This window comes from Nostoc sp. UIC 10890 (genome assembly GCF_054786515.1).
Genome location: NZ_JBSGKF010000001.1, coordinates 2305054 through 2327153 on the forward strand (window position 1 = coordinate 2305054; position 22100 = coordinate 2327153).

16 protein-coding genes are annotated in these 22100 nt (G+C 42.9%); 8 read left to right on the top strand and 8 right to left on the bottom strand.

Annotated features, from left to right (window positions below):
• Positions 1-68: 68 nt before the first annotated feature.
• Together ACWATR_RS08985 and ACWATR_RS08990 are read right to left on the bottom strand one after the other, a co-directional pair.
• Complete coding sequence (locus tag ACWATR_RS08985; RefSeq protein WP_460331546.1) at positions 69-1226, bottom strand: hypothetical protein; 1158 nt, start codon at positions 1224-1226, stop codon at positions 69-71.
• A 184-nt stretch (positions 1227-1410) separates the two neighbouring features.
• Entirely contained in the window at positions 1411-1932 is a 522-nt protein-coding gene (locus ACWATR_RS08990; protein ID WP_460331548.1) for a hypothetical protein, read from the bottom strand.
• Positions 1933-2165: 233 nt separating this feature from the next.
• On the opposite strand from ACWATR_RS08990, the gene nfi reads away from it, so the two are divergent.
• The 3 genes from nfi to ACWATR_RS09005 all read left to right on the top strand — a co-directional run bounded on the left by nfi (position 2166) and on the right by ACWATR_RS09005 (position 5641).
• Positions 2166-2831, top strand: coding sequence for a deoxyribonuclease V (gene nfi / locus ACWATR_RS08995; RefSeq protein WP_069069257.1), 666 nt, complete (start codon positions 2166-2168; stop codon positions 2829-2831).
• 107 nt (positions 2832-2938) lie between these two features.
• A complete protein-coding gene (locus tag ACWATR_RS09000) occupies positions 2939-3487 on the top strand; it encodes an FHA domain-containing protein (protein ID WP_460331550.1) in 549 nt (182 codons plus the stop codon).
• A gap of 195 nt (positions 3488-3682) precedes the next feature.
• Entirely contained in the window at positions 3683-5641 is a 1959-nt protein-coding gene (locus ACWATR_RS09005; protein WP_460331552.1) for an FHA domain-containing protein, read from the top strand.
• Positions 5642-6063: 422 nt separating this feature from the next.
• On the opposite strand, the gene ACWATR_RS09010 is transcribed toward ACWATR_RS09005, so the two are convergent.
• A complete protein-coding gene (locus ACWATR_RS09010; protein WP_460331554.1) occupies positions 6064-6312 on the bottom strand; it encodes a hypothetical protein in 249 nt (82 codons plus the stop codon).
• 134 nt (positions 6313-6446) lie between these two features.
• Here ACWATR_RS09010 and ACWATR_RS09015 point away from each other — a divergent pair, with 134 nt between their 5' ends.
• Positions 6447-9089 (top strand): tetratricopeptide repeat protein, encoded by a 2643-nt coding sequence (locus ACWATR_RS09015; RefSeq protein ID WP_460331557.1) that lies wholly within the window; start codon positions 6447-6449, stop codon positions 9087-9089.
• A gap of 334 nt (positions 9090-9423) precedes the next feature.
• Positions 9424-11190, top strand: a complete 1767-nt coding sequence (locus ACWATR_RS09020; RefSeq protein ID WP_460331559.1) for a tetratricopeptide repeat protein — start codon at positions 9424-9426, stop codon at positions 11188-11190.
• 212 nt (positions 11191-11402) lie between these two features.
• Here the strand turns inward: ACWATR_RS09020 and ACWATR_RS09025 are convergent, their stop codons facing one another.
• Both ACWATR_RS09025 and ACWATR_RS09030 read right to left on the bottom strand, forming a co-directional pair.
• The gene (locus ACWATR_RS09025) at positions 11403-12050 is read right to left on the bottom strand and encodes a pentapeptide repeat-containing protein (RefSeq protein WP_460331561.1); all 648 of its coding nucleotides are present in this window, start codon (positions 12048-12050) and stop codon (positions 11403-11405) included.
• 238 nt (positions 12051-12288) lie between these two features.
• A complete protein-coding gene (locus tag ACWATR_RS09030; protein ID WP_069068945.1) occupies positions 12289-12783 on the bottom strand; it encodes a hypothetical protein in 495 nt (164 codons plus the stop codon).
• Positions 12784-13590: 807 nt separating this feature from the next.
• Here ACWATR_RS09030 and aroF point away from each other — a divergent pair.
• The 3 genes from aroF (at position 13591) to ACWATR_RS09045 (ending at position 19712) form a co-directional block, all read left to right on the top strand.
• Positions 13591-14496 (top strand): 3-deoxy-7-phosphoheptulonate synthase, encoded by a 906-nt coding sequence (gene aroF / locus ACWATR_RS09035; RefSeq protein ID WP_460340301.1) that lies wholly within the window; start codon positions 13591-13593, stop codon positions 14494-14496.
• Between the two features lie 432 nt (positions 14497-14928).
• Positions 14929-16374, top strand: a complete 1446-nt coding sequence (locus tag ACWATR_RS09040; protein ID WP_460331563.1) for an efflux RND transporter periplasmic adaptor subunit — start codon at positions 14929-14931, stop codon at positions 16372-16374.
• 62 nt (positions 16375-16436) lie between these two features.
• Positions 16437-19712 (top strand): efflux RND transporter permease subunit, encoded by a 3276-nt coding sequence (locus ACWATR_RS09045; RefSeq protein ID WP_460340303.1) that lies wholly within the window; start codon positions 16437-16439, stop codon positions 19710-19712.
• Between the two features lie 148 nt (positions 19713-19860).
• Here the strand turns inward: ACWATR_RS09045 and ACWATR_RS09050 are convergent, their stop codons facing one another.
• From ACWATR_RS09050 to ACWATR_RS09060, 3 genes are read right to left on the bottom strand one after another with little or no spacing between them, the layout of a single operon-like run.
• Complete coding sequence (locus tag ACWATR_RS09050; RefSeq protein ID WP_460331565.1) at positions 19861-20574, bottom strand: carbonic anhydrase; 714 nt, start codon at positions 20572-20574, stop codon at positions 19861-19863.
• Positions 20575-20590: 16 nt separating this feature from the next.
• Entirely contained in the window at positions 20591-20902 is a 312-nt protein-coding gene (locus tag ACWATR_RS09055; protein ID WP_069068948.1) for a P-II family nitrogen regulator, read from the bottom strand.
• Between the two features lie 4 nt (positions 20903-20906).
• Positions 20907-21875, bottom strand: a complete 969-nt coding sequence (locus ACWATR_RS09060) for a sodium-dependent bicarbonate transport family permease (RefSeq protein ID WP_460331568.1) — start codon at positions 21873-21875, stop codon at positions 20907-20909.
• Between the last annotated feature and the right edge of the window lie 225 nt (positions 21876-22100).

Genomic DNA, 22100 nt, shown 5'->3' on the forward strand with positions numbered 1-22100 from the left:
TGTCTGAGTCCATTAAGCATGATAGTTTATCCTCGCTAGTGCCGGAATATCGCACTGCTTTTTCTAGTTTAACGCTGAGGTGCGATCGCATTTTTATCAGCGTAGTTAAGATTTTTTTGATATTCTATGATTTTTTGCTGGGCTATTGCATAATTGGGGCTAGAAGATGGCACGGCTTTCATAAGTGCGATCGCAGCTTTCCACTGACTCACAACTGTCTTCCACTCATCTGGAGATTTTGCTGATTGAGTAAGGTTAGCTGCATTAATTGCTTTACTTACTGCTTCTCGAAATGTATCGGTTTGAAGTAACAAAGTCGGAGATTCTGAAATAACTGGTGAGGGTGTAACTAATATAGAACTTGATGGTATTTGTGTTGGATTTTTAGAGCTTCGGGGAAGTATTTCTATGAATTGTGAAGATACATATATTCCTATAGCAATTGAAAATATCAAAAAAATAACCAGCCAATTTTTATTTAAATTACGATTTTTATGTTTATTCTTGGTAACTACAGTTTCTTCATTATTAGATGAAAAATTTGATTTCATTTGGTGTACACCCATTTCACCGCCCAATTTATTAAGTTCTTTATCTGTATTAAAATCAGTCTTGGATTTACTTGCATCTGTTTCTTTAGTGCCAGAGTAAGCAGATATTATTCGCTGTCTTACCAAATGTTCAATTTGATAAGTTAATGCCCCAGCAGAAATATAAAACAGCCCAAATATTAGTATTATATTCTTTTCAACTTCTGTATATGATTCAACTGGCTTAGTGTAGCTTATATTAAATAATGGCAAAATCATTGTACAAAAAAAAGCTGCTATCAGTGTAGAAATTGCAATTACAAGCCAAGCATACAATCCTTCCCACCAACTCATTATTCCTGGAAAGAACCCTTTGATTCTACCTATTTCTGGTGCTTGAATTTCTGATATAAACCGACTAATGAGTAGGTGTAATAAGTGATGAGTAAAAGAAATTGTAGGAATAGGAGATAGGATTAACAGTATTGTCAAGATAACAAATAATTCGGGGCTTTTTACCAAATATGTAATTTGGTAGCCTACTTTTCCAGGATTATTGAGTACAAATATAATAAAGCTCAAAAATAGATTCAAAATTAATGCTTTTAACCAAGAAGTAGGATAAGGAAACCATAAAGGCCAGTAAAACTTTTGTAGTTTCTGTTTAGTAAATTCTTGAATATTAGGATTTTTCATAATTAAAAAATGCGAAAAGCTGATAAATTATCGTCTATATTAGGATTCCCCATATATAGACAAAAGCAACATTTCCAAAATTGTTAGAGCTATATATTTAAAATTTCCTTAATTTATTGGATTTTTGGTAGAAGCCCCTGCTTTAGATGCTTTTTCTGCACCTCTATATCAGGAAAGCTAAATACTAACGTTCCTTTGTAATTACAGAGCTACCATTACTAATACTTACTTTTTGAATAAAAACGTCAGTACAAGATGATAAAATATCAGTGCCTATTTGATGAGCAATAAATTCAAATTCTTGATTAGTTAATTCCTGTGCAGTTTCGCCACTTAAGTTAATAAAAATAGTTAGAAGTTGAGTTTCAACAGAAGACTCTTCATTATCTACTGCTTCTAATTCACTTTCTACTATGCCTAGATTAAACTCTTTACTCCAAGCTGGAAACTTCTTACCCGTTTGTTGTCCGTAAACTTTCACGTTTTCAACAGATACAGCCCCTAAACCAGTTAAACCTTTGCGGATAAATGCAACTAAAATTTGCTGATTTGGTACTTGGTCAGATTTTAACGTTACCTCTAAGCAAGTATCTTTAAAGATAACTTTTGCAGCGATCCCTTTGGGGTGTAGGTGGCGGTTCATTAGAGATGCGATCGCATCTACATCTCCCTGTTTTGCAAGTTCCAGAATATTCGACTGTGTCATAACCACTAAGAGAGAAACTCTAGGAAAATAAACTTATATTCTTAGAATTCCCTCTTAACAGCCTTAAGTAACATTATGATGCAAAATATCAACTAACTTAGGTTAAAATATTTAGTATAAAGATAGTCTTTCACAGACTTTTGTAAAAAATATATTTCCCTGTATCAACATCGGTTTTTGCCCTTGCCAAATTAACAGGATTAATATTAATCAATTTAATTCCCATTTTGAATATGAAGTTTTATCGAGATCATGCTTGGCCCTCGACGCTGGAAGAAGCCATAGTTATCCAAGAAAAGCTGCGAGATCAAGTAATTACTGAGGATCAACTGCAAGAACCTATTCAGTACGTAGCTGGAGTGGATATGGGTTTTGAAGCTGATGGAACAATTAGCCGTGCAGCTGTGGCAGTACTGAGTTTTCCTGATTTGCAAATAATTGAGACAAGCCTAGCACACCGTCCTACAACCTTTCCTTATGTTCCTGGGTTCCTCTCATTTCGAGAAATTCCAGCCGTTCTCGATGCCCTGGAAAAGATTAAAACAACACCAAATATAATTCTGTGTGATGGTCAAGGAATTGCTCATCCCCGCAGATTAGGTATAGCTAGCCATTTAGGGTTACTTATAGATATGCCAACAATTGGTGTAGCTAAGTCTAGGTTGCTAGGTAAGCATGAGGAATTGGCAGAAACCAAAGGCAGCACGCAACCACTGATATATAACGGTGAAACCATTGGGGTAGTTTTGCGATCGCGCACAGGAGTAAAACCTCTATACATCTCCAGTGGTCATCGAATTAGTTTACCGACAGCAATTGACTATGTATTACGCTGCACGCCAAAATATCGGCTGCCAGAAACTACACGCATTGCTGATAAATTAGCGTCGGCGAAATAAAGCTTGTTGAAGTTTTTTCTAAATACTTGCTTGCACCTACTCAATCGTGTTAGGAATCGCACAGGAAGATGTTGAAATAGCTAAATACGATTTACGAAGTTAGAACCATGAACGCACTAACTTTACAGTGGCATGATGCTGGTCAAGATAAAACTCAGAACATTTACGAACAACAGCCAAGTCAAAATCATGGTACTGTCCGTATCGGTCGTGACCCCCTCCGGTGCGACATTGTTCTGAGTCACCCCACTGTCTCTGGTTTACACGTTGAAATATTTTTTCATCACCAGCAACAGCGCTTTTATATCAGGAATTTGCGATCGCAAAATCCCCCCCTTATCGATGGACGGCAATTAGTCCAAGGTGAAATGCCTTTAACTCAGGGCACTAGTATCACTTTGGGACAAATAAAACTCAACGTTACTAGCGTTTCCACGGGTAGCATTCCAGCAACAATTTTGCTCCCACCCAATCCACCAGTAAACATTGGATATCACCACCATCCATCAACACCCCCCGCACCACCGCCAGGAGTTTATGGCTTAGAATGCCCCAAATGTCATAAAGTTTCCCCAGGAGAGAATCTACAAATTGGCTGTCATTGGTGTGGCACATCTTTAGCTGCGGCAGTAAGTGTTTTAGTAGCAAGGAATTAGGAAGCAGGGGAGCAGGGGAGCAGGGGGGCAGAGGAGCAGGGGAGCAGAGGAGCAGGGGAGCAGGGGGGCAGAGGAGCAGGGGGGCAGGGGAGCAGAGGAGCAGGGGAGCAGGGGGGCAGAGGAGCAGGGGAAGAATTCCTAACTCTTGACTTAATGACCAATGACAAATGACAAATGACAAATGACAAATGACAAATGACAAATGACTTACAAATCCAATTGAGTTGGGACGATCCAGCAACGGGTGAACGGCGAGAACCAAGGTTGAATATGCCGATCGCTTTTGGTCGAGAATTCGCCCGTTTACCTGCTGAACTTAGGGGAGTGCGGGTTTCTAGGATGCTGCTTAACAGTAACGAAGTTTCTCGCTACCATGCCCTAATTGACTGGGAACAAGACCATCTGGTGGTGATTGACCAAGGCAGCGTTAACGGTGTGTATATCAATGGTCAACCACAAACGCGTAGTATTCTGGCTAATGGCGATACGTTGCAAATTGGCCCATATCTGATAGTGGTGACATTTGCTCCTAGCACCTCTGCACCAGATACTAGCCCTCCTTCAACGATTCATTTCAACGCAAATACCAATCACCCAGACCCCAGTTTGCCTGTAGTCCAGCCGCTAACGCCCGTGGCAAGTAATTTTCCACCATTGGCATTTCAGGCTCAAAAGGTCGCTGTGCAAGCACTTCATGCTACGGGATTACCAGTAGATGAATCTGATTATCTTGCGATCGGCGCGGGATTGGGTAGCTTTGTTTGGGCTGATTTGCTGCGAATTAGTGGTGTGCGTGCTGACAAAATTGTGGCTTTGGGATTAGAGGCAGAACCTTATGCCCGTTACAAACGCCTTTGTTTGAATTCGCAAATTCCCTTATATGAAAGACTGCGTTCTAATTCTGACTCTTGTCCTGATAATATTTGGGGCTGGCCTAGTTATGCCTTGCGAGAAGCTTGGGGAGACTTAGTTAAGGGAGAGATCAAGTCAGCATTCAAGTATTTATGGCAAGTGTTTGCGGAACCAACATTTGCAGAAACTTATACTCCCCGTGCGGGTAATGTCTTTGATTCTATAGACCGAGAGGCGAAGCGCATTAGCTGGAATCAAATTTATCGCTATGGGCGAGTTAGGGGAATTCGCAAAACTGATGATGGCAGATATTGCATAGCCTATTCTCGCGGCCCAGGAAATTATGCTTTTTTAGTTAGTCGTTATTTACATTTAGCTACTGGGTATCCAGCAATTCAGTTTCTTCCAGATTTGCAAGCTTATAGAGAAAAATATCAAGATTTTAAATCTGTAGTCAATGCTTATGAAGCCCATGATCATGTTTATGAGCAACTAGAGCAACATGGTGGTACGGTGTTGATTCGGGGGCGGGGGATTGTGGCTTCGCGGATTGTGCAGCGCATTTATGAAGCCAGAAAACGAAATCGGAATATTGCAGTTTTGCATTTAATGCGATCGCCTAAACCCCAAGGTAACAAATTTCAAAATACCCAGCGCCTAGTCAAAAATCATTACGAATTTCAACCCTTTAACTGGCCAAAAGCCTGTTGGGGCGGCGAACTCCGGGCAATGTTAGAAAAAGCCACCCCTGATGAACGCAAGCGTTTACTAGCAGACTGGGGTGGAACAACCACCGCCGACCGCCAAGACTGGCAGCAAATTACCGCCCAAGGGTTAAGCGAAGGCTGGTATCAAATTACCTTCGGTGAAGTGTTGGATGTGGAACGAGATGCCCAAAACCGGACTATTACCCGTATCCGAGAACAAAGCTTTGGGGAAATGAAACTGCTAGCTGATTTTATTGTTGATGCTACTGGACTGGATGCCAAGGTAGATGCCAATCCCCTATTAGCAGATTTGGTGAAACATTACAATCTCCCAGTGAATCACCTGGGGCGATTGACTGTAGCGAACAATTTTGAATTAGTAGAAATGCGTAGTGATAGAGGTCAAATGTATGCGGCTGGGGCGATTACTTTAGGTGGGCCTTATGCAGCAGTTGATAGTTTTTTGGGCTTGCAATACGCCGCATTAGTCGCCGTTGATGGACTCGCCGCCGCTCGTGCGCCTGGAGTTCAAAGGTTGAATACTATAAGTTCCTTTAGGCAGTGGTTGAAGTGGGTGTTAAATCAGTCACCTTAATATTAGGAGGGAGGAGGCAGAAGCAATAGAGTATTTATCTGGCTGTTTTGAGTAGCAAATCCTAATTTCAAGGTCAAAAGGTGCAACTTCGAGGATAAAAGGCTCAACGTCGAGGATAAAAGACTCAACGTCGAGGATAAAAGGTGCAACTTCGAGGATAAAAGGCTCAACGTCGAGGTTAAAAGGCTCAACGTCGAGGTTAAAAGGCTCAACGTCGAGGTTAAAAGGCTCAACGGCTCAAATTACGGGCGATACCTTCAGCCCACCTGCGATTCAAATCGCAGGCTAACAGCATAAGTCAGTTAAAACTGACTCAAATTAACTAAAATTTAGTCCGTTTGAACGGACTTAGGCTATTAGCCTCGGAATTGATTCCAAGGCGGGATAGCAACGAAGCGAAGAATTTCCCTTTGCCAGTACTCTTACTTTGTTTTTTCGCTTGTCGGGCGTACTAAAGTTTTAACTAAACCCGTAATCGCCACAATCACAGAGGCAATTCCCCCAATGGACAATGAAGTTAAAAATGCCGCCGCCAGAATAATTTCAGTCGGACTGTATCCATCTCGCATCCAGGTAGATGGATTCTCTACCGATGTTGGCGAGGCGGGGATTAATTGCGAAGTTTGGGTGGTTTGATTGGAATTGACTGGAGTTGTTAAGGCAGTTTTCATGGCTAAACCTCTTCTAAACGTTTCTATGCAAATGGTATTTCTGCCAGAAGAAGAGGAGATTCCCTAAAAATGGAGACAAAGTAGAGAGAAAGTAGAAATTAAGTAGAATTGAGAAGAAATCTCACAAGCTGTCTATGCAATGGGCTGATTTTCTAGCCAATGAAGCTGCTACTAATAGCTTATCCCCAGAGCAAACGGCAGCTTTTGTAGAATGTTTAAAGACTGAAAACTCAGTTAAGAGTCAAACGGAAGTTGCCACAGAACTGAAAATCGGTCTTCTTGCTTTCAAAAAGCGGATGACTGAGGTGTATGACAAGTTCGCCAAGAATTATCCTGAGTTAGCCACTTCTAATAGTCGGGGTAAGTTAGAAAAGTTACGGGCTTGTCTGACAAACAAATATAATGGCGGGCAAGATGTTCGCCCCACAATTAAAGAAATTCATCAAAATATTCCCCCTGCTGTCCCATTTGAAAAATTTGTGGGACGTGAGGTGGAACTAGAAAAACTGCACCAGCAATTACAAACATCTCGGCAAGTTGCGATTGTAGCTGTGGCGGGTATGGGTGGAGTCGGCAAAACTGAACTTGCTACTCAATACGCCAAACAGCATTTGCAGAATTATCAAGGTGGGGTTTGCTGGTTATCAGCACAGGGAATCGATGTCGGAATTCAGATTCTCAGATTTGCTGAACTGAAATTTAAACTCATTGCACCGGACGAATGGGAATTAGCAGATAGGCTGAGATACTGCTGGCAAAATTGGCAACAAGGTGAAGTGCTGCTGGTGTTTGATGATGTCACCGACTACAAAAAACAGGTTCAGCTTTATCTACCCCCAGAATCACCCCGGTTTAAAGTACTGCTAACAACGCGCCTGGGGTTTGATAGAACTTTGCCGCAATTACCTTTAGGTGTTCTCAAACCATTGGCGGCGATGAAATTATTAAAATCGCTGGTTGATAGAGAACGACTAAAAAGCGAACCTTGGGTTGCGAAAAAAATTTGTAAATTCTTGGGATATTTGCCTTTAGCGTTAGAGTTGGTGGGGCGATATCTGGATACAATGCCAGACTTATCTCTGGAAAAACTGCTGAAACGGCTAGAGAAAAAGCGACTGGAACACGAAGCAGTAGCCAAGGCTAACCCATTGATGCGTTATGAATATGGTGTAGCTGAAGCTTTTGCATTGAGTTGGGAACAACTGGATGAAAAAGCACAAGGTGTTGGCTGTTGGCTGAGTTTGTATGCTTTAGCTGATATTCCTTTTTCTGTTGAGGCGATAGAAGATGAGGATGCACAAGAATTCTGGGAGAAAGCTATAGCTGATTTGCGGAAACTGCATTTAATACAATGGCAAAGTAAAGGAATTTATCGCCTACATCCACTGATTCGGCAATTTTTCCAAATGAAGTTGGATGAGTCAAGTAATGCAGATGAGGTAAAAATTGCTTTTGCAGCGATGATGTTAAACGTAGCAAAACGAATTCCTCAACAGCCTAACCGTGAAGATATTTTCAACCTCACTCCCTTTATCCCCCACCTTGCAGAAGTTGCAACCCACCTATCCCAATATCTCAGCGACGAAGATTTAATCAGACCGTTCAAAGGCTTAGGCTGGTTTTATCAAGGTCAAGGACTTTATCAGCAAGCAGAACCTTGGTACAAACTATGTGTAGAAGTAGCTGAAAATTGTCTTGGTTTAGAACATCCCGATGTCGCCGCTAGCCTGAACAATCTCGCAGAACTCTACCGTTCTACAGGACGCTACAGCGAAGCCGAACCCTTGCAGATGCAAGCTTTGGAACTGGGCAAACGCTTACTGGGAGACAACCATCCCGATGTCGCCACTAGCTTGAACAATCTCGCAGTACTCTACAATTCTACAGGACGCTACAGCGAAGCCGAACCCTTGCAGATGCAAGCTTTGTCACTGAGAAAACGCTTACTGGGAGACAACCATCCCGATGTCGCCACTAGCTTGAACAATCTCGCAGAACTCTACCGTTCTACAGGACGCTACAGCGAAGCTGAACCTCTGTATCAGCAAGCTTTGGATTTGTGGAAACGCTTACTGGGAGAAGAACATCCCCATGTCGCCCTAAGCATGAACAATCTCGCATTACTCTACGATTCTACAGGACGCTACAGCGAAGCTGAACCTTTGTATCAGCAAGCTTTGTCACTGAAAAAACGCTTACTGGGAGAAGAACATCCCGATGTCGCCCTAAGCATGAACAATCTCGCAGCACTCTACGATTCTACAGGACGCTACAGCGAAGCTGAACCTTTGTATCAGCAAGCTTTGTCACTGAAAAAACGCTTACTGGGAGAAGAACATCCCGATGTCGCCCTAAGCATGAACAATCTCGCAGCACTCTACCGTTCTACAGGACGCTACAGCGAAGCTGAACCTTTGTATCAGCAAGCTTTGGATCTGTGGAAACGCTTACTGGGAGAAGAACATCCCCATGTCGCCCTAAGCATGAACAATCTCGCATTACTCTACGATTCTACAGGACGCTACAGCGAAGCTGAACCTTTGTATCAGCAAGCTTTGGATCTGTGGAAACGCTCACTGGGAGACAATCATCCCCATGTCGCCCTAAGCATGAACAATCTCGCAACACTCTACCGTTCTACAGGACGTTACAACGAAGCTGAATCCCTGTATCAGCAAGCTTTGGCAATTTATGAGCGTGTTTTAGGTGTAGGTCATCCTGATACAATTACGGTTCAGGAAAATTATGCAAAGTTTTTAACAGAAGCATATCGCTAATGCTCGCACCCTTTCTCCCAAAATCACACCAAATTGATGCGACACAACAGTTGTAGCTTCAAGTTTAAAAGCGATCGCTCCTCATATCTAAAGTACAGTGAAAAGTAGAGCGCAGGCGTTGCTCTCTAATAAACAAACAACAAGCAAGGGAATAGCGATCACTATCAATTGTAACCTCAAACTGCGATCGCTCCCTCTTCTCTCTTTCTTGGCGGTTTGATTCTTATGTTAATGCTTTTATATGCTTTTATGCGAATAGGATTTCTACCCCAAAGAGAGGAGATTTCCCAATGAAGACAAAGCTAGAATAAAAATAAATATTCACAAGCTGTTTATGCAATGGGCTAATTTTCTAGCGAAAGAAGCTGCTACTAACAGCTTATCTCTAGAGCAAACGGCAGCTTTTGCAAAATATTTTAAAACAGAAAACTTAGGAAAAAGTGAAGCTAAACTTGCCAGCGAATTAAACGTTGACATTGCTGCTTTCAGAAAGTGGATTGGTGAGGTATATGACAAGTTTTCCCAAAATTATCCTGAGTTAGCGATTTCTAACAGTCGAGACAAACTACACAAGTTACAAGCTTACCTAAGCGCAAAATATAATAGCGAATTGGATATCCTCAAACCATTGGCGGCGATGAAATTATTAAAAACGCTGGTGGTTCGGGAACGATTGCAACAAGAAGCTTGGGTTGCGAGAAGAATTTGTAAATTTTTAGGATATTTACCTTTAGCATTAGAGTTAGTGGGGAAATATCTGGATAAAATGCCAGATTTGTCTCTGGAAACACTGCTAAAGCGGCTAGAGAAGAAACGAGTGGAACATGAACCTGTAGTCAATGCTAACTCATTGATGTCTTATGAATACGGTGTAGCTGAAGCTTTTGAATTAAATTGGGAACAATTGGATGAAAATGCACAAAGCTTTGGCTGTTTGCTAAGTTTGTGTGCCTTAGCTGACATTCCCTTATCTGTTGAGACGATAGAAGATGACCAAAAACAACAACTCAATAAGAAAGCCATAGACGATTTACTAGAATTACATTTACTACAACAGAAAAGTCAAGGAATTTATCGTTTAAATCCACTGATTCGGCAACTTTTCCTAATAAAGTTGGATAAATCAAGTGAGGCAGATGAAGCAAAAACTAAATTTGCAGCGATGATGTTAGAGGTAGCAAAGCTAATTCCGCAACAGCCTAACCCTGAAGATATTCTCAACCTCACTCCACATATCCCACATATTACAGAAGTTGCAACCAATTTATCCCAATATCTGGGCGATGAAAATCTAATCACTCTGTTTACCAAACTAGCCTGGTTTTATCAAAGTCAAGGACTTTATCAGCAAGCAGAAACTTGGTTGCAACAGTGTGTAGAATTGACTCAAAATCGTCTTGGTTTAGAACATGTTCATGTCGCCACTAGTCTGAGTCATTTAGCATTACTCTACGAATCTACAGGACGCTATCGCGAAGCCGAACCCTTGCTTGAGCAAGCTTTAGAACTGAGAAAACGCTTGCTGGGAGATAACCATCCTGATATCGCCACTAACCTAAGCTATTTAGCATTAATCTACGAATCTACAGGACGCTATCGCGAAGCCGAACCGCTGTATCAGCAAGCTTTAGAACTGTGGAAACGCCTAGTGGGAGAAGAACATCCCAATGTTGCCACGAGTCTGAACAATTTGGCAGCATTATACTGTTATACAAGACGCTACAGCGAAGCCGAACCTCTACTTAAGCAAGCTTTAAAACTGAGAAAACGCCTGCTGGGAGAAGAACATACTGATGTTGCCACTAGCCTGAACAATTTAGCACAACTCTACGAATCTACAGGACGCTACAGCGAAGCCGAACCCTTGTATAAGCAAGCTTTAGAACTGAGTAAACGCTTACTGGGAGATAACCATCCTGATGTCGCTATCAGTCTGAATAATCTCGCAGCACTCTACCGTTATAGAGGACGCTATAGGAAAGCCAAACCCTTATTTGAGCAAGCTTTGAAAATTTGTGAACGGACTTTAGGTGTAAGTCATCCTACTACTATGACGGTTCGGACAAACTATACAAGCTTTTTAAGAGAAGTATATAATTAGCGATCGCACCTCTGAAGGAACTTCCAAAGAATAAATACGCGTTTTTGGATGTTGGGGTTTGTGATAGCCTCTGCGATCGCTTTTGCAATATATTCGGCAGTTTACGTCTTCATTTTGGTATTTTAAGCAAACAGGCATATTAAGAAAGTAATATGCCTGTTTGCTTGTTTATGCGATTAATTTATGCATTCTGTGTGATAATGCAACCTCGGTTATTGAAAAATTGAACCATCAGGCATAATTGCCCCTGCTAAGTTAGTACCAATTAGTTTAACCAGAAGACGCTCACCAGAGCGAATCCGCGCTCCCGTCAAATCGGCTCCTCGCAAGTCGGCGCCACTGAGATCCGCACCAATCAAATTAGCAGCACGTAAATTTGCCTCCCTGAGATCCGCTAAAAGTAGGTTTGCCCGAAATAAATTTGCTTCAGATAAATTCGCACCTCTGAGGTTGACTTTGTGCATAAAAGTATCGCTGAGATTAGCACCACTCAAATTGGCATAACTCAGATTTCTGCCAGATAAGTCTTTATTACTCAGATTTGCCCGACTGTAGTCTTTGCCACTTAAATCTGAGTTTTGCTTTGGTGGTTGCTGGGTTGTTTGAAATGGTTTTTCCTGTTGAGGTGGCGGTGAATTAAATGTGTTTTGAGGTTTGGTTTTTAGAGAGCGCAATTTTTCACGAGCTTCATTTATGGCTTTCAGCTTATCTTGTGCTTTCTGCTGTAAACGGAGATTGTCTTTAGGAATGCGATCGGGATGCCAAACAAAGACTAAATCTTTGTAAGCCTGGTTCACTTCCTCAAGTGTTGCTCCAGGCTCTAATTCCAAAACTCTATAGTACCGCTCCAGATCGCTCATACGATATTTTGGTGGACAATCAACTTAATTATGAGTGATGGAGCCATCTATCCGCTGCATCATTTGTTATTGATTATGGGGATTGGGGATTGGGGATTGGGGATTGGGGATTGGGGATTGGGGATTGGGGACTGGGGATTGGGGACTGGGGACTGGGGACTGGGCATTGGGCATGGGGCATTGGGTATTAGTTTATTCCACCCTTGCTTCCCCTGCTCCCCCTGCTTCCCCTGCTTCCTCATCTCCCCATTTCGCCGTTTCTCCATCGAGCGATCGCTCTCCAATATGCTGCAACTGGAATCTGATAGACTTCAATAAAAATCCAAACAATAATTGATAAATGTGATAAAAAAGTTAATATTGTCCAAATATAGGGCATCCAGGTAATGGGTTCCTTCAGATTAGCAGGAAAATAGTAAGCTACTATGCCAATTAGAGTAGTGGGAAGAATTACAAAAACTGCTGCTGCTAGTCCATAGCCCCAACCTAATTCCACACCTTCTAGCTGGCCTTCTGTCCAACTAAACCCATTCCAACGCCAAGTTAAGGGTGGTTGCCTAGAAGGCATCTTGATTTGCTGTAGTTCTAAGTTGACTGTAAAAATCTCTTGGCAAAAGTCACAAGCCATAGCTTCCATCAATGGCATGTGAGAAATCTTACCTATCCGACAGACTGGGCAGGGGTAAGCTCCATGATAGTCGAAAGATTGGGCTAAGATTTTGGAACTAGGCATAATGAAACTGGTGATCCTAAAAAGTTGATCTTGTCAATGAAGACTTGGGTAAGAATAATGTATGGCGATTGTCAATTGTCTGCAATAAGCTTTCGCAAGATGAGGTCATAAGTCAGGAGAATTATATATTCTAACTTCTCAATCCTTCCTCTTTGAACTTCTAAAGGATGGAAGCCACCGCTTAGAATTCTCTCTGATTAACTTAAGTTGGCTGTATTCTATTCGTTAGAAAATTGCCATACCAAACAATTTAGAACAGGGCGTGATTTTGAATTCCCCAAAGCTTTATAGTGTTGATCCCCACAGTTGTAATGAGTCTATCGCTTTTTTATAGTTTGTGGAGGTCTTGACACCGCTTACTCTTCCTGATAATGTTACCTTACATAGGTATATTTTTTAAGTTTTCCAGCAAAAGCCCCGCAAATGCTTAACACAAATTCCTACTTTTATTTTTGGTTTAGGGTGGTTCACCGGGAGTGAATCGAGTTTCCTAATGGAAACCGACCGGTGAACCGCAGAGGAAACTCTGCGGTTTTTGTTTTTTTAAGGAGAATTTCATCGTCATGACTTATTTCACTAGCTGGTTTTATGGCTTTTACTTTTGGCCCAGAGTAAGTTCCGGGTAAATAGCGTTATGCCGATAAATCAGAACGCGCCCGGAACTTTTAAAGGTTTCGGGCTTTTTTGTTGTTATTTGGGACTGGGGACTAGGGACTGGGAAGCAGAGGGGACCATCTTCTCCCCTGTACCTTACCACTCTAACTTTTTCCCCAATCCCCAATCCCCAATCCCCAATCCCCAATCCCCATTCCCCAATCACTAACTTTTCAGGAGAATAAAACCATGATTAATGCCAAACTTGCCGCACAATCCCATGTGAACCACCAGACAATCGTTAAAATCTCAAAAAAAGTCGCTTTCGGTGGCAAAGAACTGGTAATTATTGGTGGCCCCTGCACTGTTGAAAGCTTAGAACAAATGGAGATAGTCGCCCAAAAACTAGCTACTGCATCGGTGCATGGGTTGCGTGGGGGTGTCTACAAACCCCGCACATCTCCCTACGCTTTCCAGGGTATGGGAGTGGAAGGATTAGAGATTTTGGCAAAGGTGCGATCGCATTACAATCTGCCAGTTGTCACTGAGGTGATGTCAATTTCCCAAATTGAAGTAGTCGCCGCTCACGCTGATATGCTTCAAGTTGGTAGCCGCAATATGCAAAACTTTGACTTGCTCAAAGCTTTGGGACAAGCTGGTAAACCAATACTACTAAAACGTGGTTTAGCAGCGACAATTGAAGAATTTGTCATGGCTGCTGAATATATCCTCAGCCACGGGAATCCTGATGTGGTGTTGTGCGAAAGAGGTATCCGCAGTTTCGATGATTACACTCGCAATGTCCTGGATTTAGGGGCAGTAGCAGCACTCAAACAAATCACTCACCTGCCTGTGATTGTAGATCCTTCCCATGCCGTCGGTAAACGGGAACTTGTAGCACCTGTTGCTAGGGCTGCGATCGCTTGCGGTGCAGATGGATTAATCATTGAGTGTCACCCAGAACCAGAAAAATCTGTTTCTGATGCCCGTCAAGCACTTTCTTTAGAAGATATGGTGCATTTAGTTAATAGTTTAAAGCCTGTAGCAACAGCCGTTGGGCGCAGTATATCAGAAGCCGGGGCGGGTTTGGAACCTGCCCCGATTTTTTTGGCTGCCTAAATTTCAATTGAGGCGAGGCGATCGCTTTCTTGACATACTCACCGAGAAAGAAGGGTCGGTGATTCTGGAGTAATAAGTAATAAGTAATGAGTAAATACCCATTTCTCATCCACTCGTTACTCATTACTCATTACCCATTTCTCATCCACTCGTTACTCATTACTCATTACTCATTTAAAGTCCTGTAAAAGAAATTTGTTACTGGGGATATTCCATTTGCTCTCAAACAATCTTGGCAACACAGTCTTATACAGATAAAGTCACAACAACTTAATACGAAAGTCACAACAATTTCTTTCCAAAAGGGTAGGCTAAAACAGCAATCATTAGTACACTAATATTTAGTTTAGCTAACTATTGTACTTGTCTAATTAGAGTTAATCGCAACCAACCATTTTGCGGAAAATGCGATGTCTAATGACAAGCTAATACATGTCTGTGCTTCCCCCTTTCCCCCAGATTGTTGATATGCGCTGTTTAGCCCCTATTCAGACAATAGAGCCTTCGTCCTTGCCTGCTCAAACTATTCTTTGTTTTCAAAGCATTATTCAAAGAGGGCAGTTCTCGCTACTTATATTAGGTCTGACCTACTTGTGTAGTGCTTGTAATGCTTCCGAAGCTCAATCAAGTAGCAAAGAAGCAGGCAAAAAACGAGCTGTGCCAGTGGTAGTTGCCACTGCAACTCAAAAAACGATTCCAATACAGCTATCGGCGACGGGAACAGTGGAAGCATATTCCACGGTATCTGTCAAGTCTCAAGTGGGCGGACAACTTACTGGCGTCTATTTTCAGCAAGGACAGAACGTTAAGAAAGGAGACTTGTTATTTAAAATTGATTCTCGTCCTCTACAAGCCGCACTGATGCAAGCTAATGCTGCCAAAGCTAAAGATTTAGCGCAGGTAAAACAGGCACAGGCAAATGTGTTAAAAGCGATCGCCCAAGTGAACCAGGCAAAAGCGAACGTAGTGAAGGATAAGTCCCAGGCAACAAATGCAGATGTGCAAGCTCAACGTTATGCTAGTTTGCTCAAGGAAGGGGCAATCAGTAAAGAACAGGCTGAACAATATCAGACCAGTGCTGCGGCTCAACAGGCGACTGTGAAGGCAGATCAAGAGGGAGTGGCAAATGCTCAGGCAGCGATCGCAGCAGCCCAAGCAGATGTCCAAAATGCCGAGGCAGTAGTAGTGGCAGATGAAGCTGCGATCGACAATGCCAAAGTTCAGCTTTCCTACAGTTCTATCTACTCACCAATTGCTGGACGCACAGGTAGCCTGAAGCTAAATCAAGGGAACTTGGTACAGGCGAATGCCGATGATCCGCTAATTACGATCAGCCAAATTCGCCCGATTTACGTCAACTTTTCCATTCCTCAACGACTGCTACCAGATATCAAAAAATACAGTGCTAATAACGGCAAGTTAAAAGTCGATGCTTTACCTCCTAAAGATGCAGGGCATCCAGTACAAGGCGAACTCACCTTTGTCGATAGTGGAGTCAATACCCAAACAGGCACAATTCAACTTAAGGGTACTTTTACCAACGCTGATGAGCGCCTGTTTCCGGGGCAATTTGTCAATGTAGTACTCAAACTCAGCGAAGAACCAAATGCCATTACTGTTCCTTCCCAGGCGGTACAAAGTGGACAGCAAGGGCAGTTTGTGTATGTAGTCAAACCTGACAAAACAGCAGAAATGCGTCCAATTACGGTAGGTGACACCGTTGGGAATGAAACGGTAATTAAGCAAGGCTTGAAACCAGGTGAACAAGTAGTCACTGATGGACAATTTAACCTAGTACCTGGTGCCACAGTCCAAGTGAAACCGGAAGTAGGAAGCAGGGGGCAGAGGGGCAGAGGTGATGGAAAAGATGACCAATGATAAATGACAAATGACAAATGACCAATGACAAATGACCAATGACAAATGACCAACTACATAAGATGAACATTTCGGAGCTATTTATCCGGCGTCCAATCATGACAACCCTAGTTATGGTTGGCATTTTGATATTTGGGCTGATCAGTTACCAACAGCTACCCGTTAGCGACCTGCCTAATGTAGATTATCCGACACTCCAGGTAACAGCTAACCTGCCCGGAGCTAGTCCAGAAACGATGGCTGCTTCTGTAGCAACTCCCTTAGAGCAGCAGTTTTCTAGCATAGCGGGATTGAGTTCAATGAACTCTACCAGTTCTTTGGGTACTACACAGCTGACGCTGCAATTTGACCTGAATCGGGATATCGACGGTGCAGCATTGGATGTGCAGTCTGCTATTTCTAAGGGAGCGAAGCAGTTACCGACTAATATGCCTAATCCGCCATCTTACCGAAAGGTAAATCCGGCGGATCAGCCAGTGCTTTATATCTCCCTCAACTCGTCTATTCTGCCCCTATCAACTGTAGACAAGTATGCTGAGACACTGCTGGCACAACGTCTATCAATGGTGGATGGGGTAGCGCAGGTGCAGGTGTTTGGTTCCCAAAAATACGCGGTACGAATTCAGCTTGACCCTGAATCGCTAAGTGCTAAGGGTATAGGAATTGATGAAGTAGCAAGTGCGATCGCTAATGGAAATGTTAATCTACCTACTGGCACACTTTACGGTCAACAGCAGAATTCTACAATCCAAGCAAACGGTCAACTCAACGATGCCGCCAGCTATCGCTCCCTAAATGTGGCTTATCAAAACGGCGCACCAGTCCAGCTAGGTGAACTGGGTCAAGTATTGGATAGCGTGGAAAATGATAAGATTGCGAGTTGGTATTTTCCTGTTAAGAAGGAGAGTAAGGAAGCAGGGGAGCAGGGGAGCAGGGGAGCAGAGGAGAAGTCCCAATCTAAAATCCAAAATTCTGGTGTGCGGGCGATCGTTTTAGCAATTCAGCGCCAACCGGGAACTAATACTGTTCAAGTAGTGGATGCAATTAAGAAACTGCTACCCAGCTTCCGCACACAGATTCCGGCGGCTGTGAACATGGATATTCTCTACGATCGCTCCCAGTCAATTCGCGAGTCGGTGGATGATGTACAATTCACGCTGTTGCTCACCATCGCTCTGGTGGTGCTGGTAATCTTTCTGTTTCTCCGCAATCTCTCTGCTACAGTCATTCCCAGTTTGGCAGTACCGCTTTCGATAGTAGCGACTTTTGGAGTCATGGTGCTACTGGGTTTCTCCCTGGATAATCTATCACTGATGGCGTTGACTCTTTCAGTTGGCTTCGTGGTTGATGATGCCGTAGTCATGCTAGAGAACATTGTCCGCCACATGGAAATGGGTGAAAGCCGGATGGAAGCAGCCCTAAATGGTTCTAGAGAAATTGGTTTCACAATTTTATCTATGACCATCTCCTTAGTAGCAGTATTTATCCCAATACTGTTTATGGAAGGCATTTTGGGGCGACTGTTCCGTGAGTTTGCCGTTACCATCAGCGTTGCCATCTTGGTATCTGGCGTAATATCTCTGAGCTTAACGCCAATGCTGTGTTCCAGATTCTTGAGTCCACCTCATCATGAGCAAGAGAGTGAGAGGGATGAGGGAGCAGAGGAAGCAGGGGAAGATGAGGGAGAAATTCTTAATTCCCAGTTCCCAGTCCCTAGTATCCAATCCCGAATCAAAAATTTCAACCGTCGTCTTTACAATTTTTCAGAAAATATCTTTAATGTGATTTTGGGCGGATACGATTGGAGTTTGAAGAAATCACTCAAGTATCACCGCACGACGATGGTGATTTCGGGAGCAATTCTTGTAGCGACAGTGTATCTATTTATAATTGTGCCTAAAGGGTTTGTTCCCAACGCAGATGTTGGACAAATCACTGCAACTACTCAAGCATCAGAGGATATCTCCTTTGATGAGATGGTAAAACATCAACAAGCTGTAGCTGCGATCGCTTATCGTGATCCTAATGTAGATTCAATCAACTCCAGTGTCGGGGCTGGCGGGCCAAATGCTTCCGCCAACGCTGGCAGAATTTTAATCGAACTCAAGCCCCGCCATGAGCGCCATCTCAGTGCTGATGAAGTTGTGCAGGAACTCCGACCGAAGTTGTCAGTTGTGCCTGGAATCAAGGTTTTCTTGCAAAATCCCCCAGCTATTAATGTCGGTGGCCAACAGACGAAAGCGCAGTATCAATTTACTCTACAAACTCCCAATATCCAGGAGCTTTACCAGTATGCTCCAGCCCTGGAAAACAAGCTCCGCACAATGTCAGATTTACAAGATGTCAACAGCGATTTGCAAATCAAAAATCCGCAAGTAAAAGTAGACATCAACCGCGACCAAGCTTCGGCTTTAGGTTTGACGGCTAATCAGATTGAAACTGCTCTGAGTAATGCCTATGGTACTCGCCAAGTTTCCACCATCTACGCCCCTGATAGCCAGTACCAAGTAATTATGGGTGTGGAACCAAAATATCAACAAAATTCCAATGCCCTAGATTTACTTTCAGTTCGTAGCCCCAGTGGGCAACTCGTACCTCTTAACGCTGTAGCAACCTTGAGCAAAGATGTAGGCCCCTTGACTATCAACCACAAAGGGCAGTTGGCATCTGTCACCTTCTCCTTTAACCTCAAACCAGGAGTATCACTCGGTAATGTCACTGGGAAAATTGAGCAACTCGCCCGTCAAACACTGCCACCTACTATCAGTACAGCCTTTCAAGGTTCCGCGCAGGCATTCCAGTCATCAATTCAGGGCTTAGGAATGTTATTGCTGGTTGCCATCTTGGTGATTTATATCGTTTTGGGGATTCTCTACGAAAACTTCATTCACCCGTTGACAATCCTTTCTAGCTTACCTTCCGCTGGATTTGGGGCAATACTGACCCTATTGCTGTTTCAAGTTGACTTGAATATTTACGCCTTCGTGGGAATCATCCTGCTGGTTGGCATTGTGAAGAAAAACGGGATCATGATGGTTGACTTTGCAATTATTGCCCGTCAAAATGGCAAAACTCCATACAATGCTATTTATGAAGCCTGCTTGGTGAGGTTCCGCCCTATCATGATGACAACAATGGCAGCACTCATGGGTACACTACCTATCGCCCTCGGTTTGGGAGCCGGTGCAGATACACGTCGTCCCCTTGGTTTAGCGGTAGTTGGGGGGTTGGTGTTCTCGCAGTTTCTTACACTTTATTTGACGCCCGTTTTCTACACCTACATGGAGTCTTGGCAAACCAAACTGCAAAAACGCAATTGGCGCAAACATGCAATTTAACACTTCCCTGATATCGTGTTTGGCTAAAGACTTATTATTTAGACATCAGGGCGCAGAGGGAAAGAGGCTTTTTCGATGTGCGATCGCGATTATCTCTTATGGAAAACTAAAAGCGATCGCTACTGTCTGAAATTTGAGGTTTGCCGAACTAAGTAATAATAACTACTCTACCTGTATCTAAATCGTAACGACCCCCCACAATTTTCAATTTTCCCGCCTCCACCTGCTTAGTTAAAAGCTTTGAGTGCTTCAACCGTTCAATTTGATATTGCACATTTGCCACAACAGCGTTCTCAACCGCATCACCCGGCTGATCTTTGACCTTTTTTAGGGCTGGCTTAATTGCCTGAACAAAAGTACTAATATCACCGGGTAACGATTCGTTTTGTACAGCGGCGGTTACAGCCCCACAACGCTCATGACCCATCACCATCAGCAACGGACTACCTAATAAGACAACCGCATATTCAATACTGCCAAGTGCTTCATGTGTGGCAATATTTCCGGCAATCCGAACATCAAAAATATCCCCAATGCCTTGATCAAAAACAATTTCTGCGGGCACTCGTGAATCCGCACAACTGAGGATGGTTGCAAATGGATGTTGAGCTTGAGCAACTTCCTGCAACCGCAACGCAGATTGATCGGGGTATTGAGGATGATGATCAACAAATCGCTGATTTCCCTCTACCAGCTTTTGTAAGGCTGCATCGGGACTAAGGGATTGAGTGGGGGCTGGGTGCATTTCGTCAGCTTTAGCCTGTTCCACCCGCCAGAGTAAATCACTGGCAGATAACATCATCCCAAACGCCCCGGTCATTCCTAACTTTAAAAAGTCACGACGTTCTATGAAATGCTTCATTGAATTTATAACTCTCTTACATTGACGCAACACATCTGACAGAGCGAATCTCCATCACATCAGAAACGTAGCAAGTACCCCCAAACTTGTTGAGAAGTGGTTTGATATTTTCTACAACAGGCTTGAGTTGTTCTGGCATACAAAACGCCAGGATGTAAACATTATCAAGCATAGTCATGTCTAAATCTTCTGTCGTTCCTTGTAATCCCTTACCAGCAACATTTCGGATTACGGCATGGTTATGTACACCCGACTTGTCTAAATTATCTAAAATTTTGGCAAGCTCAAAGGAGTTAGCGATAATTTCTATCTTTTTAACTACGTGCATATTATTAGCTCCAAAATAGGTTAATTCCGTAGAGATATAGCGGAATTCCCACAATAATATTGAACGGAAATGTCACCGCTAGAGCGGTAGAAACATACAGGCTGGGATTTGCTTCTGGAACAGTCATCCGCATCGCCGCTGGAACAGCAATATAAGAAGCGCTGGCACACAATACAGCGAACAAAAGCGAATCTCCGCGAGGCATACCGATGAATTTGGCAATTAACAACCCAATCCCTGCATTGAGTATAGGAATTAGTATGGCAAATAAAATTAGGAAAACTCCGGTTTTTTGCAAGTCTTTAATTCTTCTAGCAGCGACCAATCCCATGTCCAGTAAAAAGAAGGTGAGAACGCCATAAAATAACCCTTGAGTAAAGGGTTCTAATACTTTCCAACCGTGTTCACCTGTCAACACACCTATTAATAGACTACCTACTAATAGAAAAACTGAACTATTAAGAAATGCTTCTTGCAAAACTTCCGGCCATGATAAGTCCCGCTTGCCATCGGCGGTGAATATATTCACCAAAATTAGACCAACTATAATTGCTGGAGATTCCATCAGGGCAAGGGCTGCCACCATGTAACCATCAAAAGTGATGCCAAGCTCAGTCAAAAAAGCGCTAGCTGTAATGAAGGTGACGGCACTGATAGAACCGTAGGTTGCTGCGATCGCAGCTGCATCGTAAGTATCCAATTTCCACTTCAGGATAAAAAAGGTATAAATTGGAACAACGCAAGCCATCATCATTGCTGCTGCGAGTGTTAGAATTACTTCCTGAGTTACACCACTTTTGATTAGTTCTACTCCTCCCTTAAAACCAATGGCAAACAGCAGATACAACGAAAATAGTTTGGGAATTGGTGCAGGAATTTCTAGATCAGACTTGACAAAAACAGCAGTCATGCCTAAAAAGAAAAACAGGATTGGCGGATTCAAAATATTGGATACAATTAAGCTCAAATCCATATCCACCCATCCTTGTATTGGTTAAACCTGAAATTAAAGAAATTTTTCATCTTTAAAAATTTAAAGGTTGAATCATGATGTATCGTGTATCGTTACCCAATGTCAATTGGGTACTCAAGGAGTGAATCGTCCTATTGGTGACAATACTTATTAGTTAGGTGTTAAACAGCGCTGAGAACGGAAAAAGTGAGAGCTTGCCCAACATTTTTTGATGTTGGATTCCCC

Coding starts and splice junctions, on each gene's coding strand:
- ACWATR_RS08985 (WP_460331546.1), bottom strand. CDS start 1,226: ATGAAAAATCCTAATATTCAAGAATTTACTAAACAGAAACTACAAAAG.
- ACWATR_RS08990 (WP_460331548.1), bottom strand. CDS start 1,932: ATGACACAGTCGAATATTCTGGAACTTGCAAAACAGGGAGATGTAGAT.
- nfi (WP_069069257.1), top strand. CDS start 2,166: ATGAAGTTTTATCGAGATCATGCTTGGCCCTCGACGCTGGAAGAAGCC.
- ACWATR_RS09000 (WP_460331550.1), top strand. CDS start 2,939: ATGAACGCACTAACTTTACAGTGGCATGATGCTGGTCAAGATAAAACT.
- ACWATR_RS09005 (WP_460331552.1), top strand. CDS start 3,683: ATGACAAATGACTTACAAATCCAATTGAGTTGGGACGATCCAGCAACG.
- ACWATR_RS09010 (WP_460331554.1), bottom strand. CDS start 6,312: ATGAAAACTGCCTTAACAACTCCAGTCAATTCCAATCAAACCACCCAA.
- ACWATR_RS09015 (WP_460331557.1), top strand. CDS start 6,447: ATGCAATGGGCTGATTTTCTAGCCAATGAAGCTGCTACTAATAGCTTA.
- ACWATR_RS09020 (WP_460331559.1), top strand. CDS start 9,424: ATGCAATGGGCTAATTTTCTAGCGAAAGAAGCTGCTACTAACAGCTTA.
- ACWATR_RS09025 (WP_460331561.1), bottom strand. CDS start 12,050: ATGAGCGATCTGGAGCGGTACTATAGAGTTTTGGAATTAGAGCCTGGA.
- ACWATR_RS09030 (WP_069068945.1), bottom strand. CDS start 12,783: ATGCCTAGTTCCAAAATCTTAGCCCAATCTTTCGACTATCATGGAGCT.
- ACWATR_RS09040 (WP_460331563.1), top strand. CDS start 14,929: ATGTCTGTGCTTCCCCCTTTCCCCCAGATTGTTGATATGCGCTGTTTA.
- ACWATR_RS09045 (WP_460340303.1), top strand. CDS start 16,437: ATGAACATTTCGGAGCTATTTATCCGGCGTCCAATCATGACAACCCTA.
- ACWATR_RS09050 (WP_460331565.1), bottom strand. CDS start 20,574: ATGAAGCATTTCATAGAACGTCGTGACTTTTTAAAGTTAGGAATGACC.
- ACWATR_RS09055 (WP_069068948.1), bottom strand. CDS start 20,902: ATGCACGTAGTTAAAAAGATAGAAATTATCGCTAACTCCTTTGAGCTT.
- ACWATR_RS09060 (WP_460331568.1), bottom strand. CDS start 21,875: ATGGATTTGAGCTTAATTGTATCCAATATTTTGAATCCGCCAATCCTG.